This is a genomic window from Lacibacter sp. (assembly GCF_057361365.1).
Window position 1 is genome coordinate 170,373 of the sequence record NZ_JBMQSG010000009.1, and the last position, 17,055, is coordinate 187,427.

At 40.0% G+C, this 17,055-nt stretch carries 26 protein-coding genes; all 26 read right to left on the reverse strand.

The genetic code is table 11. The annotated features are described in order from the left end of the window. Positions 1 to 39: 39 nt before the first annotated feature. Positions 40 to 1,329: an aminotransferase class V-fold PLP-dependent enzyme gene (locus tag ACO1QW_RS08425; protein WP_486257517.1), complete on the reverse strand. Its 1,290-nt coding sequence runs from the start codon at positions 1,327 to 1,329 to the stop codon at positions 40 to 42. A gap of 152 nt (positions 1,330 to 1,481) precedes the next feature. Beyond that, entirely contained in the window at positions 1,482 to 2,732 is a 1,251-nt protein-coding gene (locus tag ACO1QW_RS08430; RefSeq protein WP_486257518.1) for a BaiN/RdsA family NAD(P)/FAD-dependent oxidoreductase, read from the reverse strand. 5 nt (positions 2,733 to 2,737) lie between these two features. Beyond that, complete coding sequence (locus ACO1QW_RS08435; RefSeq protein ID WP_486257519.1) at positions 2,738 to 4,273, reverse strand: M20/M25/M40 family metallo-hydrolase; 1,536 nt, start codon at positions 4,271 to 4,273, stop codon at positions 2,738 to 2,740. A gap of 38 nt (positions 4,274 to 4,311) precedes the next feature. After that, positions 4,312 to 5,118, reverse strand: a complete 807-nt coding sequence (map, locus tag ACO1QW_RS08440) for a type I methionyl aminopeptidase (protein WP_486257520.1) — start codon at positions 5,116 to 5,118, stop codon at positions 4,312 to 4,314. A 61-nt stretch (positions 5,119 to 5,179) separates the two neighbouring features. After that, the gene (secY, locus tag ACO1QW_RS08445) at positions 5,180 to 6,520 is read right to left on the reverse strand and encodes a preprotein translocase subunit SecY (protein ID WP_486257521.1); all 1,341 of its coding nucleotides are present in this window, start codon (positions 6,518 to 6,520) and stop codon (positions 5,180 to 5,182) included. Between the two features lie 76 nt (positions 6,521 to 6,596). Next, the gene (gene rplO / locus ACO1QW_RS08450) at positions 6,597 to 7,046 is read right to left on the reverse strand and encodes a 50S ribosomal protein L15 (protein ID WP_486257523.1); all 450 of its coding nucleotides are present in this window, start codon (positions 7,044 to 7,046) and stop codon (positions 6,597 to 6,599) included. A gap of 124 nt (positions 7,047 to 7,170) precedes the next feature. Beyond that, the gene (gene rpmD, locus ACO1QW_RS08455; protein ID WP_486257525.1) at positions 7,171 to 7,353 is read right to left on the reverse strand and encodes a 50S ribosomal protein L30; all 183 of its coding nucleotides are present in this window, start codon (positions 7,351 to 7,353) and stop codon (positions 7,171 to 7,173) included. 55 nt (positions 7,354 to 7,408) lie between these two features. Continuing rightward, positions 7,409 to 7,927: a 30S ribosomal protein S5 gene (gene rpsE, locus ACO1QW_RS08460; protein WP_486257526.1), complete on the reverse strand. Its 519-nt coding sequence runs from the start codon at positions 7,925 to 7,927 to the stop codon at positions 7,409 to 7,411. 28 nt (positions 7,928 to 7,955) lie between these two features. After that, entirely contained in the window at positions 7,956 to 8,315 is a 360-nt protein-coding gene (gene rplR, locus ACO1QW_RS08465) for a 50S ribosomal protein L18 (protein WP_486257528.1), read from the reverse strand. Between the two features lie 53 nt (positions 8,316 to 8,368). Beyond that, on the reverse strand, positions 8,369 to 8,923 hold the full coding sequence (rplF, locus tag ACO1QW_RS08470) for a 50S ribosomal protein L6 (protein WP_486257529.1): 555 nt from the start codon (positions 8,921 to 8,923) through the stop codon (positions 8,369 to 8,371). 86 nt (positions 8,924 to 9,009) lie between these two features. Then, positions 9,010 to 9,408, reverse strand: coding sequence for a 30S ribosomal protein S8 (gene rpsH / locus ACO1QW_RS08475; RefSeq protein WP_486257531.1), 399 nt, complete (start codon positions 9,406 to 9,408; stop codon positions 9,010 to 9,012). 89 nt (positions 9,409 to 9,497) lie between these two features. After that, positions 9,498 to 9,767 carry a 30S ribosomal protein S14 gene (rpsN, locus tag ACO1QW_RS08480; RefSeq protein ID WP_486257533.1) on the reverse strand — a complete coding sequence of 90 codons (270 nt, stop codon included), beginning with the start codon at positions 9,765 to 9,767 and terminating at the stop codon, positions 9,498 to 9,500. A 3-nt stretch (positions 9,768 to 9,770) separates the two neighbouring features. Further along, a complete protein-coding gene (rplE, locus tag ACO1QW_RS08485) occupies positions 9,771 to 10,346 on the reverse strand; it encodes a 50S ribosomal protein L5 (RefSeq protein WP_486257535.1) in 576 nt (191 codons plus the stop codon). A gap of 27 nt (positions 10,347 to 10,373) precedes the next feature. Further along, positions 10,374 to 10,706 carry a 50S ribosomal protein L24 gene (rplX, locus tag ACO1QW_RS08490; RefSeq protein WP_486257537.1) on the reverse strand — a complete coding sequence of 111 codons (333 nt, stop codon included), beginning with the start codon at positions 10,704 to 10,706 and terminating at the stop codon, positions 10,374 to 10,376. Between the two features lie 100 nt (positions 10,707 to 10,806). Then, on the reverse strand, positions 10,807 to 11,175 hold the full coding sequence (rplN, locus tag ACO1QW_RS08495) for a 50S ribosomal protein L14 (RefSeq protein ID WP_129132878.1): 369 nt from the start codon (positions 11,173 to 11,175) through the stop codon (positions 10,807 to 10,809). A gap of 102 nt (positions 11,176 to 11,277) precedes the next feature. After that, positions 11,278 to 11,535 (reverse strand): 30S ribosomal protein S17, encoded by a 258-nt coding sequence (gene rpsQ / locus ACO1QW_RS08500; RefSeq protein WP_182801835.1) that lies wholly within the window; start codon positions 11,533 to 11,535, stop codon positions 11,278 to 11,280. Positions 11,536 to 11,577: 42 nt separating this feature from the next. Beyond that, complete coding sequence (gene rpmC, locus ACO1QW_RS08505) at positions 11,578 to 11,787, reverse strand: 50S ribosomal protein L29 (RefSeq protein WP_486257540.1); 210 nt, start codon at positions 11,785 to 11,787, stop codon at positions 11,578 to 11,580. A 31-nt stretch (positions 11,788 to 11,818) separates the two neighbouring features. After that, on the reverse strand, positions 11,819 to 12,238 hold the full coding sequence (gene rplP / locus ACO1QW_RS08510; protein WP_182801837.1) for a 50S ribosomal protein L16: 420 nt from the start codon (positions 12,236 to 12,238) through the stop codon (positions 11,819 to 11,821). Between the two features lie 71 nt (positions 12,239 to 12,309). Continuing rightward, positions 12,310 to 13,101, reverse strand: coding sequence for a 30S ribosomal protein S3 (gene rpsC / locus ACO1QW_RS08515; RefSeq protein ID WP_486257542.1), 792 nt, complete (start codon positions 13,099 to 13,101; stop codon positions 12,310 to 12,312). 17 nt (positions 13,102 to 13,118) lie between these two features. Next, positions 13,119 to 13,469 carry a 50S ribosomal protein L22 gene (rplV, locus tag ACO1QW_RS08520; RefSeq protein WP_182801839.1) on the reverse strand — a complete coding sequence of 117 codons (351 nt, stop codon included), beginning with the start codon at positions 13,467 to 13,469 and terminating at the stop codon, positions 13,119 to 13,121. 39 nt (positions 13,470 to 13,508) lie between these two features. Then, the gene (rpsS, locus tag ACO1QW_RS08525) at positions 13,509 to 13,781 is read right to left on the reverse strand and encodes a 30S ribosomal protein S19 (RefSeq protein ID WP_486257544.1); all 273 of its coding nucleotides are present in this window, start codon (positions 13,779 to 13,781) and stop codon (positions 13,509 to 13,511) included. 33 nt (positions 13,782 to 13,814) lie between these two features. Next, positions 13,815 to 14,654, reverse strand: a complete 840-nt coding sequence (rplB, locus tag ACO1QW_RS08530; protein WP_486257546.1) for a 50S ribosomal protein L2 — start codon at positions 14,652 to 14,654, stop codon at positions 13,815 to 13,817. Between the two features lie 60 nt (positions 14,655 to 14,714). After that, on the reverse strand, positions 14,715 to 15,014 hold the full coding sequence (gene rplW, locus ACO1QW_RS08535) for a 50S ribosomal protein L23 (protein WP_144888368.1): 300 nt from the start codon (positions 15,012 to 15,014) through the stop codon (positions 14,715 to 14,717). 32 nt (positions 15,015 to 15,046) lie between these two features. After that, positions 15,047 to 15,679 carry a 50S ribosomal protein L4 gene (rplD, locus tag ACO1QW_RS08540; RefSeq protein ID WP_486257548.1) on the reverse strand — a complete coding sequence of 211 codons (633 nt, stop codon included), beginning with the start codon at positions 15,677 to 15,679 and terminating at the stop codon, positions 15,047 to 15,049. A 22-nt stretch (positions 15,680 to 15,701) separates the two neighbouring features. Further along, on the reverse strand, positions 15,702 to 16,319 hold the full coding sequence (rplC, locus tag ACO1QW_RS08545) for a 50S ribosomal protein L3 (protein WP_486257550.1): 618 nt from the start codon (positions 16,317 to 16,319) through the stop codon (positions 15,702 to 15,704). Between the two features lie 275 nt (positions 16,320 to 16,594). After that, complete coding sequence (gene rpsJ, locus ACO1QW_RS08550) at positions 16,595 to 16,900, reverse strand: 30S ribosomal protein S10 (RefSeq protein ID WP_129132889.1); 306 nt, start codon at positions 16,898 to 16,900, stop codon at positions 16,595 to 16,597. Positions 16,901 to 17,055 lie beyond the last annotated feature (155 nt).

Sequence of the window (17,055 nt, forward strand, 5' to 3'; positions counted from 1 at the left end):
TACTAAAGTTACACAGTGAAAATTAAATTGCAATAGGGATTAAGACGCAGCAATTTCACGTATGGCTTTTACTAAGCGATCAAGATCTTTTGTAGAAGTATAAACATGCGGTGTAACTCTTACGCCATGAATATTTTCCCATTCAATACTAACCGTATGAATTTGGTATTTTTTATGGAGTGTATTCGATACATCTCCAGGCTTCATTCCTTCAATTGCAATATTAGAAATGGCACAATAGAATTGCTTATTTTTTGGCTGAAGAAAAGATACTTTCTTAAGATCGCTTACTTTGTTCACCCAATAATCAGTTAAGTAACGAAGTCGCTCCTCTTTCCGTTTTGAACCAATGATATTATGAAAATCAACTGCATTACCAATTGCCATTTCACTTGCAAATGAACGTGTACCAAGCGATTCAAATTTCCTTATATCAGCACCATCGGGTTCTACACTACTTAACAATGCCCAAATGTTTTTGATCTTTTCTTTTTTGATCCATAACAATCCACTCCCGAATGGAGCACACAACCATTTGTGTAAGGAAGTAGCAAAATAATCGCAACCAAGATCAGGAATATTAAATGCAGTATGGCCAAATGTATGTGCCCCGTCTCCTATCACTTCAATGCCACGCTTGTGTGCTTCATCTGCAATTTTACGAATGGGAAGTATTTGTCCTGTCCAGTTAATAAGATGCGTTACATGAACGATTTTTGTTTTTGAGGTAAATGCATTCACATACTTGCGAACGATCTCATCTTCATTCTCCATTGGCAACTCAAGATTCAGCCAAATTAATTTTATGCCGTCTCTCTTTTCACGTTGCTTCCATGCATTGATCATGTTCGGATAATCCTGCTTCGTGAGCACCACTTCATCCCCTGCTTTTAAATTCAATCCAAAGATCACTGTATTCAATCCTTCCGTTGCATTCCGATTAATAGCAAGTTCTTCTTTATCGCAACCGGCAAGCTCAGCCAACTTTGTACGTAAGCCTTCTCTACCCTCGTCTAATGTTCGCCACATATAATACGATGGTCCTTCATTACTTAATTGATAGAAACGAATATGTGCATCCTGCACCACTTTGGGTTGCGGACTTACGCCTCCATTATTAAGATCAAGAAAATTGGGCGATACCGTATATTGTTCTTTTACCCATCCCCAAAAATCCTCATCAGTCATTGCTTCATTGGGAGATAGTTGTTTAAAATGTTCATGTTTTTGTTGAGCTTCTTTTGCAAAGAGTGAATTTGTAAAAGGAATGAAAGTGAACATGCCGGTTGTGGCAGATAGTTTTCGGATAAAGTTCCTACGAGATGACATGCTTTTTGGTTTAGCTAAAGATAGTTTTTTTCAAGTTGACAACAGGCCATCATAGCAGCATCATCAAATTGTTCTGCTAATTAGCTATAAAAAAGCGTAGATATTTTATTAATTATTATTTGTGACGAATAAGTTTATATCTGTGTCGTTTGTCAGGATTTTGCAGAGAGATTTGCAATAGCTTTTGCAGCAATAAAGCCGCTTGTCCATGCATGTTGAAAATTGAATCCGCCAGTTATTCCATCTACATCCAGTATCTCCCCTGCAAAAAATAAATGCGGTAGTAATTTGCTTTGCATTGTATTGGGATCGACTTGTTTCAGATCAACACCGCCAGCTGTAACAAACTCTTCTTTGAATGTTGTTTTGCCTTTCACATGAAACTCGTGATTATACAAAAGCTGGATAAGCTTATTCTGTTCTTTAGAAGGAAGATCGGCCCAGCGCCATTCATCTTTTATTCCTGCATCCTTCAGCAGGAACAACCATAAACGATTCGGCAATTGAAACAAGTTGTTGTTAACTATCTTTTGTGATCCTTTAATATTTCGGGTCTCCTGCAACTCATCTTTTATGTCCTGTTCTTTTTTATCGTTGAGCCAGTTAACATTGATCGGAAAATCATAGTTACGTTCATGAAGTTCCCTTGCACCACATGCAGATAGTTTCAACACACAAGGCCCGCTCATACCCCAGTGAGTAATAAGTAACGGCCCGGTATTTTTTAATTTGCCTGATTGAATTTTAATCGTTGCTTCCTGCACAACAACTCCCATCAATTCAGTTATAGGATGTTTGGGCATATTAAAAGTGAATAAAGATGGTACTGGTGAAACAATGGAATGCCCCGTGCCTTTCAACCAATCAAATTGTTGCAGCTTGGGAAAACCTCCGCTTGCCACACAAACATAGTCGGCAGGTATCACTTCATTGTTATTCAATTCCACTTTCCACATTCCACTTTCCACTTCCAATTTCTTTACCTCCCTGTTCATCAGTATCTCTATACCCAGCACATTTACTTCCTTCATCAAACAATCAATGATCGTTTGTGACGAATCTGTTACAGGAAACATTCTTCCATCGGCCTCCGCTTTCAACTTCACTCCTCTTTCTTCGAACCATCTAATTGTGTCGCTTGTGAAGAATTGATGAAATGCCTTTCGAACAAAATGCTCACCACGTGGATAACGTTTACTCAACTCCGGCACATCAAAACAAGCATTTGTAACGTTACAACGGCCACCACCACTCACTTTAACTTTTGATAACAGTTTGCTTGATTTTTCAAGAATAGTTACCCGTAATGCAGGATTCATCTGCGCAGCATTTATTGCACAGAAAAAACCAGCAGCACCACCGCCTATAACCACTAAATGTTTTTGTATGCTGTTGACTGTCATGTAAACTATTTCATCATCATCAAAGCAGCCATTGTTTCAATTCCATTCCAGAAATTCAACAGCCGTATATTTTCATTTTCTGCATGTTGATTGTTATCGTGGTTGGCAATAGGTACTGAAATTGTTTTTGCGTTCAGATATTTTTCGAAAACATAGAGTGGCAAACTACCTCCTGCAGTAGGCAACAATACAACTTGATCGTTAGTTGTTGTTTGAACTGCAGCAATTACCTTTTGTGCAATGGGCAAGTCTAATTGCGTTTTCTGCGCATTGTAGCCACCACTCAAAAGCACTTTGGCAATTTTTGAATACTTATTTCTCTCTTCATCGGTGGGCTCACGGTCAATTACATAATAGCCTTGCGCTTTTATATGATCAACAACTTTTTGTTGCTGACGTTGATAATCGTTGCCTGCCACTAAACGCAGATCAAGCACACAAGTTGCTGAAGTGGTAATTGTATTGCTTGCATTTTTACCTACGCCCCCGCTTTGCATGCCATTAATATTAAGCGATGGCAAATTAAGAGCTGCTGCTAAATTATAATCCTTCATTTCACGTTGCGGAAATCCTAATTCTTTTTTCATTTGTTCGTCAACGGCGGGAACTTGTTCAAGCGCTTTCTTTTCTTTGGCTGTAAGTGCAATCACATCATCATAAAAACCTTTAACGGTAACCAACCCGTTTTCATCTTTCATTGAGGCTAATAGTTTCACCAGCATCATTGGCGGACTTGGAGCCCAGTTGCCATAATGCCCGCTGTGTAATGGACGTTTACTTCCATATACTGTAATATCAACATGTGCATCGCCACGCACACCAAATACAACTTGTTTTAAACCCGATTGATGAACAGGCCCATCACAAATGATCCACAAGTCGCTTTTAAGTTTTGCTGAATAGTTTTGAAGTATTTCATATAAATGGTCGCTGCCTGCTTCTTCTTCCGCTTCAAAAAAGAATTTGATGTTCACTGTTGGCTTCAATCCTGTTTTCAGTAACGCATCATACGCATTGAGTATTGCCATTACACCTGCCTTATCATCACTTGCTCCTCTTGCATAAATTCTATATTGCGGATCATATGTTGCTGATGAAGTTGGGAAGCTAATTATTTTTCCTGCTTTTTCTAACGATTCATTGGTTAGCACAGGTGTGAAAGGCGCTAAGCCGTTGGCCCATTGAGATGGAATAACAGGTTGACCATCATAGTGAGCATAAAAAATAATTGTTTGTGTTGCACCAGGCGTTATCACTTCACCATAAACTGCAGGAACAGATTTAGTAGTTGTTGGAAACAGCAACTGTACATTCTGAATGCCTCGTTTATTCATCGCACTCATAATAAAATCTGCATTTTTACGAATGTTTAATGAATCACTTGCAATGTTTGGAATGGAAAGGAATGATACGAACTCTTGAACAATCGAATGCTGGTTACTTTGCACATGGCTCCGCACTTTTAAGACCTGCGATGTTTGTGCAAATAAAAAATGAGTGCAGCAAAAAGCAACACTCATCCATATTATTTTTGGGTTCATACACTTTCGTTTAAAGTGTAAAATACTGAATTGTATTATCAGTAGTAAGAAGAGTCCAGATTTGTATTTGCCTTCTCCGCAGCTTCAATTGACGCAAAGGATGATAATATATCAGCCTTCCCTTTCTTGATACAAACATCATGTTCGTAATGTGCAGAGGGCAAGCCATCAGCCGTACGAATAGTCCATCCGTCCTGGTCGTGATAGATCTCTTTCTTTCCGAGATTAATCATCGGTTCAATGGCGATCACTGTACCTTCTTTCAATTTCGAACCCGTTCCTCTTTTCCCGTAATTAGGTATTTGAGGATCTTCATGCAGGTTACGTCCTAATCCATGACCTACCAGTTCACGAACCACACCATAACCATGCTGTTTCTCCGTATAATCCTGGATCGCAAAAGAAATATCGCCAACACGATTGCCGTGTACTGCTTTCTCTATGCCCTTGTAAAGCGATTCTCTTGTAACACGTAATAATTTTTTCACTTCATCTGTTGTACCACCTACAATAAAAGTATATGCACTATCGCCATGGTAGCCGTTCATAAACGCACCCACATCAACAGAAACAATATCGCCTTCCTTCAATACACTATTCGTGGGGAAACCATGCACTACTGCATCGTTCACAGAAATACAGGTGGCAAATGGATAGGTACCCTGGTAATTCTTAAACGAAGGCACTGCGCCGTTATCACGAATGAACTGTTCGATCCTTGCATCAACCTGCATGGTGGTAATACCGGCCTTTAACATTTTTGCTGCTTCCGCTAAAGCATCACCAACAAGCAATGCGCTTTTGCGTATCAATTCTATTTCTAAAGGCGAACGATAATGAATCATAATTCTATTATTAAAAAACCCCGGCTTAAAGGCCAGGGTTTCTTGTATGTAAAGCTGTTTATTAAATAGCTGAGGAAGATACGGTCTGGCGTCCTTGTATCTTTCCGCCTTTCATCAAGCCATCATATTGTCTCATCAACAAATGTGTTTCAATTTGCTGTAAGGTATCAAGGATAACACCAACCATGATCAACAGTGATGTACCACCAAAGAATGTAGAGAAACCGCTTGTTACACCGAGGTTCTTTGCAATACCAGGCAAGATACCTACGATTGCAAGAAATATTGCACCCGGTAATGTAATGCGATCCATGATCTGTCCGATATAATCAGCTGTTGGCTGACCTGGTTTTACACCTGGAATAAACCCGTTATTCTGTTTCAGGTTATCAGCAATTTGTTTGGGGTTAAAGATCAACGCTGTGTAGAGGAAGGTAAATCCAATTACGAGAATTGAATAGATAATCATGTACCAGATATTACCGTGATCGCTCAACGTAGCGGCCATGCCTTTTGTAGCATTAAAGCCGGTAAGCAATGTAGGCAGGAACATGATTGCCTGTGCAAAGATGATTGGCATTACACCCGAGCTGTTTACCTTAATTGGTAAGAACTGACGTGCACCACCAAACTGGCGGTTACCAACGATCTGCTTTGCATAGTTGATAGCGATCTTACGAACACCTTGCACCAAAATGATAAGACCCATGATGATTGCAATCAATACCGCAATCTCAATCATGAAACGAATTAAACCACCACCAGCACTACCGCTCTTTGCATCAAATTCCGCAGCAATAGATGCAGGGAAACGTGCAAGGATACCGATCATGATGATGAGTGATGTACCATTACCTAAACCTTTATCGGTAATACGCTCTCCTAACCACATTACAAACAATGTACCTGCAGTTAAAACGATTGTTGTTGATAACCAGAAGAATGGGCTGAATGCAGGAATAACCGCAGCACCTGCAATTTCAGGGCTCTTTAAATAAGTTACATAAGCACTTGCCTGAAAGATGGTAACAATTACTGTGAGGTAACGTGTCCATTGATTGATCTTTTTACGACCACTCTCGCCTTCTTTCTGCATTTTCTGTAACTGAGGAACAAGGATGCTCATCAATTGCATAAAGATAGATGCAGAGATATAAGGCATGATACCTAATGCAAAAATGGACGCACTTGAAAACGCACCACCTGCAAATGAATCAAATATTCCGAGGATACCTTCTTTCGCTTTTGTATTTAATTGCTCTAATCCGTTTGGATCAACACCTGGCAAAACAATATGTGAACCCACACGGTATACCAGTAACAATAAAAGAGTGTACACGATTTTACTGCGTAACTCTTCAATGCTCCAGATATTCTTTAGGGTCTGTATGAGTTTTTTCACTGGAAAAAATCTTTTTAAAAATTTGCTGAAAAGAAAAAAGACGCATTTTCATGCGTCGGGCAAATATCGGGAAATTTTACTTTACAATTTCAACAGAACCGCCAGCAGCTTCAATAGCAGATTTTGCTTTTTCGCTGAGTGCGTTTACTTTGAATGTAAGTTTAGATTTGATCTCACCATTAGCAAGGATCTTCACCCTGTCGGTACGGCTGATCAGATTATTCACATATAAGTTTTCAACAGAAACTTCAGTGATACCATATTTTTCAGCAAGTTGATCAATTTGTCCGAGGTTGAATACACGGTACTCAACACGATCGGGGTTTTTGAAGCCACGCTTAGGCACACGACGCTGAATTGGCATCTGACCACCTTCGTGAGCCATTTTGCTCTTATAACCGGCACGGCTCTGGCCACCTTTGTTACCTTTTGTAGAAGTACCACCCTTACCGGATGCTTCACCACGACCTAAACGTTTTTCTTTGTGTGTAGAACCTTCAGCTGGTTTTAAATTGTGCAGTTTCATCTTTAATTGATTTTGAACTTTCGGGGAATCACCCCTCGCATTAATAATTTGAAAATTTGTGAATTTGAAGATTAGAAAATGAAGAGACCAAAATTTTCAAATGGGCTCATTTTCAATTTTCAAATTAAGCTACTTCTTCAACCTTCAGTAAATGATTAACCTTGTTAATCATGCCGAGGATTTGTGGAGTACCTTCTACTTCTTTGCTTGAGTTTGTTTTGTTCAAACCGAGAGCTTGCAGAGTTGCTTTCTGACGCTCAGGTCTGTCAATTGGACTCTTTACTAAAGTGATTTTTAATTTTTTCATATCTCCGTCTTTTTAAACTGCCGACTGCCGATTAACGACTGACGACTGTATTCAATTATCCGTTAAATACTCTCTTTAATCCAAGACTACGCACTTTTGATACGCTGATTGGTTCACGCAACATTGCTAAAGCTTTAAAAGTAGCTCTAACTACGTTGTGAGGATTAGCAGATCCAAGTGATTTTGCTAATACGTCGGTAACACCTGCGCTTTCCAAAACGGCACGCATGCTACCTCCGGCAATTACACCAGTACCATGTGCTGCTGGTTTGATCAACACTTTAGAAGCACCTTCTTTTGCCAATTGATCATGAGGGATTGTACCCTTCATAACAGGAACCTTGATGAGATTTTTCTTCGCATCTTCAATTCCCTTTTGAATAGCCTGTTGTACTTCTTTTGCTTTTCCTAAACCATGACCTACCACGCCATTTTCATTTCCTACCACAACTACTGCAGAGAAACTGAAGGCACGACCACCCTTTGTTGTTTTAACAACACGGTTAATGGCAACTACTTTTTCTTTCAGTTCCAGGTCACCAGCTTTTACTTTGTTTACAATTACTTTCGACATTTATGCTTTATTAAATGTTTACAATTGATTAGAATTTTAACCCTGCTTCACGTGCGCCTTCAGCTACCGCTTTTACACGGCCGTGGTATAAGTTACCACCACGATCAAACACAACATCTGAAAGACCCAGATCAGTTGCTTTGCGTGCAATAGCAGCACCAACGAGTTTACTTTTCTCAATTTTGGTTACTTTCTGTGCCAGAATCTCTTTGTCTTTTGATGATGCAGCTGCAATAGTTACACCTGTAACATCATCAATTAACTGAACATAAATATCAGAGTTGCTGCGAAACACACTTAAACGTGGTCTTACATTAGTACCAGCTACTTTCTTACGAACAGCGTAGCGGATCTTTTGCCTTCTGATTACCTTGTTATCTGTTTTCATCTTTCTTTATTTAACTCTTCCGATACTGCCGGAAGATGAATTTGAAAATTTTATTACTTACCAGCTGCTTTACCTGCTTTACGACGGATGTATTCACCAACGTATTTAACACCTTTTCCTTTGTATGGCTCAGGCTTACGCAAGCTGCGGATCTTTGCAGCAACAGCACCTAATAATTGCTTATCGATACCGGTAAGAGTGATTGTAGGGTTCTGCCCTTTTTCCTGTGCAGTAGCTACTTTCAATTCATTTGGTACTTCAATAATGATGTTATGAGAATAACCCAATGCAAGGTCAAGAATATTTCCCTGGTTGGCTGCTTTATAACCTACACCCACCAGTTCAAGTTTCTTTTCGAAACCTTCTGTTACACCTTTCACCATATTTGAAACAAGTGAACGGTATAAACCATGCATAGCACGGTGACGGCCCTGGTCAGTTGGACGGTTGAAGTTTACTTCACCATCTTTTACTTCAACTGTAATATCACGATCAATTGATTCTTTCAATTCACCTTTAGGTCCTTTAACAGCAACCACGTTATCTTTTCCAACTGTAATTGTAACACCTTGAGGAATTACAACCGGCTTTTTACCTATACGAGACATAACTTATTCGTTTTAATTTATTTTGATTTGTTGTTGACCGGTCAGCTTAGTATAGCTCAGCTTAATGTATCAGCAACTTTTACTTCTTAGTAGATATAGCAAAGAACTTCACCACCTACGTTGCTTGCTTTCGCTTGCTTATCTGTCATTACACCTTTTGATGTACTGATGATAGCGATACCTAAACCATTTTTAACACGACGGAAATCTTCTGGCTTAGAGTACTGACGCAAACCCGGACGGCTAACACGCTCTAATGATTGAATAGCAGGAACACGTGTTTGAGGATCGTACTTCAAGGCAATTTTAATGACACCTTGTTTGTTATCATCTTCAAACTTATATTTTAAGATATACCCTTGATCGTATAAAATTTCAGTCATACGCTTTTTGAGGTTTGAAGCAGGAATCTCAACGATTCTGTGACCTGCCATCTGCGCATTACGAACACGGGTAAGAAAATCTGCAATAGGATCTGTAACCATTTTATTCTTTAATTGAATGATTTAAAAATTGTTTGCTTTGTGCATCATATTCAATACCTGCACAAACTTCCCTTTCGGGGTTGGCTGTATTACCAGCTGGCTTTTTTAACACCTGGTATTTTACCATTCAGCGCCATGTCACGGAACATCACACGTGATAATCCAAAGTAACGCATGTAACCTCTTGGACGACCAGTCAATTGACAACGGTTCTTCAAACGTACAGGTGAAGCATTTTTTGGAAGTGCATCCAAACCAGCATAATCACCAGCAGCTTTAAGAGCAGCACGCTTCTCAGCATGCTGAGCTACCATTTTCTCTCTTTTGTTCTGACGGGCTGTTATTGATTTTTTAGCCATAACTTATTGTTGATCTTTTTTAGCATTTTTGAATGGCATTCCCATTTCTTTCAACAACTCGTAAGCTTCTTCGTTTGTAGAAGCAGTTGTTACGAAAGTGATATCCAAACCAGTGATCTTATTCACTTTATCGATATCAATTTCAGGGAAGATGATTTGTTCAGTTACACCCATTGTGTAATTACCACGACCATCGAATGATTTATCGTTGATACCTTTAAAATCACGTACACGTGGTAATGATGCAGAGATCAGTCTGTCGAGAAACTCGTACATGTTTACACCACGCAAAGTAACACGTGCGCCAATAGGCATGTTCTTACGCAACTTAAAGTTTGAAATGTCCTTTTTAGACATCGTTGCTACTGCTTTCTGACCTGTAATAGTAGACAGTTCATCAATTGCAATATCAACTAATTTTTTATCGTTCACCGCACCGTTTACGCCACGGTTCAAACAGATTTTTTCCAACTTGGGAACCTGCATGATGCTTTTGTAACCAAAACGTTTCATTAAAGCAGGTATAACTTCAGTTTGATACTTGCTTGCCAAACGGGGTGTATATTTTACAGTACTCATTTTCTTCTTGTTTTAACCTTCGTTAAATTATTTTACAGGCTGACCTGATTTTTTTGAAACCCTTACCAGCTTACCGGTTTCACGGCTACGCTTTACTTTAGTGGCTTGCTTACCATCCCACAACATCACGTTTGAAATGTGAATTGGAGCTTCTTTCTTTACAATACCACCTTTTGTATTTTGAGCGCTCGGTTTTGTGTGCTTGGTTACGATGTTTACACCTTCAACCAATACACGTGCATCGTCAGGAAATACTTCCAAAACTGTGCGAGGCTTCTTTACATCTTTATCATCACCGGCAATAACAACTACTGAATCGCCTTTCTTGATGCTAAACTTGGGTTTAAATCTGTTACTCATTTTTTTATGCTTAAAGCTTAATGCTAAACGCTAAGGGCTTAGCTTAAATTTTTATATTAAGGAATGCCTTGGCTTCTAGCTTTCAGCATTCTGCATTTTCTTACAATACTTCAGGTGCCAATGAAATGATCTTCATGTAACCTTTATCACGCAACTCTCTAGCTACTGGCCCGAAGATACGTGTACCACGAGGCTCGTCAGAAGCGTTAAGAATTACCACTGCATTATCATCAAAACGGATGTAAGAGCCATCCTTACGACGTAATTTATTTTTAGTACGTACAATTACAGCTTTTGCAACAGTACCTTTTTTGATACCACCACCTGGCAATGCATCCTTTACTGTAACAACGATTTTATCGCCAATCTTTGCATAATCCTGGCCGCTGTTTCCTAATACTTTGATGCAAAGCACTTCTTTAGCACCACTATTATCGGCTACGTTTAATCTACTTTCTTGCTGAATCATTTCTTTAAACTTTTAACCCGTTGTTGTTAACGCAGAGTATTTAAAAATTTTATTGGTTGCAGAGGCTTGCAGCATTGCGCCTAAAGCTTGCGACAGAATTGGTTATTTCGCTTTTTCTACAACTTCTACCAGTCTCCAGCGTTTTGTTTTGCTGAGAGGACGGCTTTCCATGATCTTCACTGTATCGCCAATACCGCACTCATTCTTTTCATCATGAGCATGGAACTTAGTCGTTTTCTTTACGAACTTTCCATAAATAGGGTGCTTCACCTTACGCTCAACAGCTACAGTAATGGTTTTATCCATTTTGCTGCTGGTTACTACACCTGTCTTTGTTTTACGCAAATTTCTTTCTAACATTTTTTTGCTTTTTTTCTTTATTCCCTACCGGGATTAGGGTGATCAGATACCCATTTGTTTTTTTCTTAACTCTGTTTTCAAACGGGCAACGTCACGACGTAAGCCACGGATGCTAACCGGATTCTCCAATGGAGAAATAGCGTGAGCAAATTCAAGCTTTTTCAAGCGCTGTTCATCTTCTTTGATGCGTGCAGTGAGGTCGTTAACACTCAGCTCTTTTATGCTTTTTAAAAAATCAGTTGTCTTTGCCATGTTAATCAGTTTATCAGTTCGAACTTGTTAATTACGCAACCAGGTCTCTGCGTACGATGAATTTTGTTTTGATTGGAAGCTTTTGTGCAGCCAGTTCCATTGCTTCTTTAGCAACAGTTTCAGGTACACCGTCAGCTTCAAACAAAATACGTCCTGGTTCAATGATAGCAGCCCATCCTTCAGGGTTACCTTTACCTTTACCCATACGTACTTCAGCTGGCTTGCGGGTAACAATTTTGTCGGGGAACACACGGATCCACACATTACCTTCACGCTTCATCGCACGTGTCATTGCCTGGCGGGCACTTTCAATCTGGCGGTTGGTTAACCATACAGGTTCCAAGGCCTTCAAAGCATATGAACCAAATGAAATGCTGGTTCCACGCTTCGCCACAGCACGGATACGTCCTTTCTGTGATTTTCTGTGTTTTGTTCTTTTCGGCTGTAACATTGCTTAATATATTTCTTGTTACTGTTTGTTTTTTGCTTTGTACTTGTTACTTCGTAAATCGTACTTGATTATTATCCTTTACGGCTGTCTCTGCGTTGGCCACCACCGTGTCCACCACCACGACGATCATCTCTTCTATCACCACCTCTTCTGTCGCCACCATCTTCACGACGATCCTTTCTGTCGCTTACATCGCTCTTACCACCAATGAAGTTGGGGTTAAGATCACGCTTGGTCAATACTTCACCTTTACAGATCCATACTTTGATACCGATCTTACCATACACTGTTAATGCAAACAGGTTAGCATAATCAATATCCATACGGAAAGTATGTAGTGGAGTACGGCCTTGTTTGATTTCTTCAGTACGTGCAATTTCAGCACCACCTAAACGACCAGATACTTTTACTTTAATTCCTTCAGCACCCATACGGAGCGCAGAAGCTATAGCCATTTTAATAGCACGCTTGTAGTTGATACGGTTTTCGATCTGACGAGCGATAGTATCAGCAACAATTGTTGCATCTACTTCCGGACGACGAATTTCAAGAATGTTGATCTGCACATCATCTTTACCAGTCAATTTCTTCAACTCTTCTTTAATACGATCAACTTCTCCACCACCTTTACCGATGATGATACCAGGCTTAGAAGTGTGAATAGTTACAATCAATTTGTTGAGTGTACGCTCAATCACAATTTTAGCGATACCGCCTTTATTGATACGGGCATTGAGATATGTTCTGATCTTGTTATCCTCGATCAATTTACCAGCATAGTCTTTTTTGCTACCATACCAGTTGCTCTCCCATCCGCGGATGATGCCTAACCTGTTACCAATTGGATTTGCTTTCTGACCCATAGAATGGTTTATAAGATTTAATCAATTAATTTTTTGTCTACGATAATGGTTACGTGGTTGCTGCGCTTTCTTACTCTGTAAGCACGGCCCTGTGGAGCAGGACGCAAACGCTTCACCATGCGTGCACCATCAACAAAGATTGTTTTTACAATCAATGATGAGTCAGCTGCACTTTGTCCACTATTCTTTTGTTCCCAGTTGCTGATAGCACTTTTTAAAAGTTTACCAAGCGGTGTTGCAGAATGTTGAGGATGGAAATCCAATAAAGCCAATGCCTTTTCAACATCCATTCCACGGATCTCATCAGCCAGCAAACGCATTCTGCGTGGCGATGTGGGATAATTTCTGAGTTTTGCTACTGCTTCCATTTGTTTTATTTTGAGGTTTCAGACCAAAGTCTTTCACCATTAACCTACTTTCTTGCTTGAGTGTCCTTTAAAGTTTCTGGTAGGAGCAAATTCACCAAGTTTATGACCAACCATAAATTCTGTTACGTAAACAGGGATGAATTTGTTTCCGTTGTGCACAGCGAATGTGTGACCAACAAAATCAGGAGTAATTGTAGAGCGGCGGCTCCATGTCTTAATTACACCTTTCTTTGATTTACCCTCGTTAATAGCAAGCACCTTTGTTTCGAGGTGAGCAGCTACATAAGGACCTTTTTTAATCGAACGAGCCATGTGTTTATTTTAGTTTTCGATTTTCTGATTGAATTACTTAGCCAGTTTTTTACCATCCTTACGTTGGATGATGAGCTTGTTAGAACCTTTATGCTTAGAGCGAGTTTTTTCACCTTTTGCATATTTACCGGTTCTGCTACGTGGATGACCACCGCTGCTACGGCCTTCACCACCACCCATTGGGTGATCAACAGGGTTCATCGCAACACCACGGTTACGTGGGCGAATACCTTTCCAACGATTAACACCTGCTTTACCAGCTGTTTCAAGACTGTGATCGCTGTTACTTACTACACCTACTGTTGCATAACAGTTGATCAATACCTTACGCAATTCACCACTTGGCATTTTCAATACAGCGTATTTCTCTTCTTTGTTGGTTAACTGTGCGCTTGTACCTGCACTGCGTACCAACTTACCACCCTGGCCAGGCTGCATTTCAATGTTGTGAATGTTAGTACCCAATGGCATGTTCTTCATTTGAAGAGCATTACCTAATTCAGGTGCTACTGCATCCCCCGCTACTACTGTTGCACCAACCTGTAAACCGTTTGGAGCAAGGATGTAGCGCTTTTCACCATCAACGTAATTCAGCAATGCAATGAATGCTGTACGGTTTGGATCATATTCAATAGATGCTACTTTAGCAGGAACATCTTTTTTACTACGTTTGAAATCAATTACACGGTATTTCTTTTTGTTACCACCGCCGATGTAACGCATAGAACGACGACCCTGGGCGTTACGGCCACCTGTAGACTTTACATTTTCGAGCAAAGACTTTTCAGGAGTATCAGTGGTGATCTCAGCATAAGCATTGCCGATTCTCCATCTGGTACCTGCGGTTACCGGTTTGTATTTTTTTAATGCCATTTTTAAAAACTTTTATTGTTCAACTTTTGCGGTAGTTGACCTACCATTCTTTGTTTCTTATTACACTGTTCCGTACAGGTCGATTGTCTCGCCTTCAGCAACTGTTACGTATGCTTTTTTGTACGCTGGTTTGCTTCCCTGGATATAACCAGCTTTGGTCATACGGTTTTTTGCTTTACGGGGAGCTACCATTGTGTGAACATCAGCAACTTTCACGTTGTAGAATTCCTCTACAGCTTTTTTGATCTCGAGCTTGTTTGCTTTACGACCAACACGGAAAGCGTATGTGTTCTTCTTTTCTGTTAAACGATTGCTTTTTTCAGAAACAATCGGCTTTATTAAAATTTCACTCTGTCTCATCTGGACGTTGTTTATTCAGTTCAATGATTCAATTACGCTGCAGCTTCTTCTTCAGAAAAAACTTTAGCAGCACTTTCAGTTAATACGAGTACATCGCTGTTGATGAGATCGTATGTATTTACATCGGCCAGTAAAGAACCAACTACTGAAGGAACGTTACGGAGGCTGAGGTATAGATTATCGTTATAATCAGGGATAACTACCAGTGCTTTTTTGTTACCGATGTTGAGGTTGTTCAATACACCCACAAATTCTTTTGTTTTTGGAGTATCGAGAGTAATGTCTTCAACAATAACAATGGCATTTTCTTTTGCTTTATAAGAAAGAGCACTCATTTTAGCGAGGTCTTTCACCTTACGGTTCAATTTAAAATCGTAACCATGGGGCTTAGGTCCAAACACAGTACCACCACCTTTATACAAAGGGTTGCGGATATTACCTTTACGTGAACCACCAGTACCTTTTTGACGGTGAAGCTTACGGCTTGCACCTTTTACTTCGGCACGTGTCTTTACTTTATGTGTACCCTGGCGTTGTGCTGCCTGGTATTGCTTAACTGCGAGGTAGATCACATGATCATTAGGTTCGATTCCGAAAATTTCTTCCGGTAATTCGATCGTACGACCTGTTGCTTTTCCTGCTTTATTTAAAACTTCAACTTGCATGACTTCTTAAATTAGTTTGTGATTACTTCTGGATGTATACGATTGAACCGTTATAGCCTGGTACAGAACCGCTCACAAGGATGTAATTCTTTTCAGGGAAAATTTTCAATACTTTCAGACCTTTTACTTTCACTCTGTCTGCACCCATACGGCCAGCCATACGCATACCTTTCATTACACGTGAAGCATCAGAAGAGTTACCAAGTGAACCCGGAGCACGCTGACGATCATGTTGACCGTGCGATTGTCCGCCTACACCATGGAAACCATGGCGTTTTACAACACCCTGGAAACCTTTACCTTTTGTAGTACCTACAACTTCAACTTTATCGCCTTCAGCGAAAATGTCAGTTGTAATAGTTTCACCAATATTTTTTTCGAGAGAATAGTTGCGGAATTCTTTTACGAATTTCTTAGGAGAAGTGTTTGCTTTTGCGAAGTGATTCTTTTCAGCGGAGGTAGTGTTCTTTTCTTTCTTTTCGCCAAAAGCTAATTGAAGTGCGCTGTATCCATCAGCGTCTTGAGTTTTCACCTGTGTAACAACACAGGGGCCAGCTTCAATGATGGTACAGCTCTGCTGTTTACCATCGGGACTGAAGATGCTGGTCATGCCAATCTTTTTACCAATAATACCTTTCATTTGTTTACAGTTTATGCCCTGTAAGGTTGTTGAGACATGACGCTGGCGGCATCATTCAATCCCCGTTTACCATCGACCTTTTCCTTTTTTCCACTTTGGATCGGAAGTACCGATGGTAAACTAACCACGAAGGGCTAGTTTATATGTTCCTCAACTTTAGTTGAGAATGTTTTTAAAATTCAGAGCTCTTTTTTACAGACCGAAGCCGTATTGAGAGATGAAATATTACTTATTTATAAGAACTAGAGACAATCTGTCCGCCGGGCGGACAATCATCATGCTTTAATTTCTACATCAACACCGCTTGGTAAGTCTAACTTACTCAAAGCATCCACTGTGCGGCTGCTGCTGGTATAAATATCCAGTAAGCGCTTGTGTGTGCACAGTTGGAACTGTTCACGGCTCTTTTTGTTTACGTGTGGTGAACGTAATACGGTAAAGATTCTTTTACGAGTAGGTAAAGGAATAGGTCCTGTTACTACTGCACCTGTACTACGAACCGTTTTCACGATTTTTTCTGCAGATTTATCGACCAGATTGTGGTCGTATGATTGCAATTTTATTCTGATACGTTGAGCCATAAGATCTGTCCCAAATTTTCAATTGGGAGCGCAAAGGTAGGGTTTCAAACATTCCCTGCAAAAAGTTTGAGAAAGTTTTTTCAGGAAATAGAGTCAAAAAGCAAGGATTTTTTCAAAAACTATCAGTTTGGCTTCGACATAGCTGCCATTCTCCA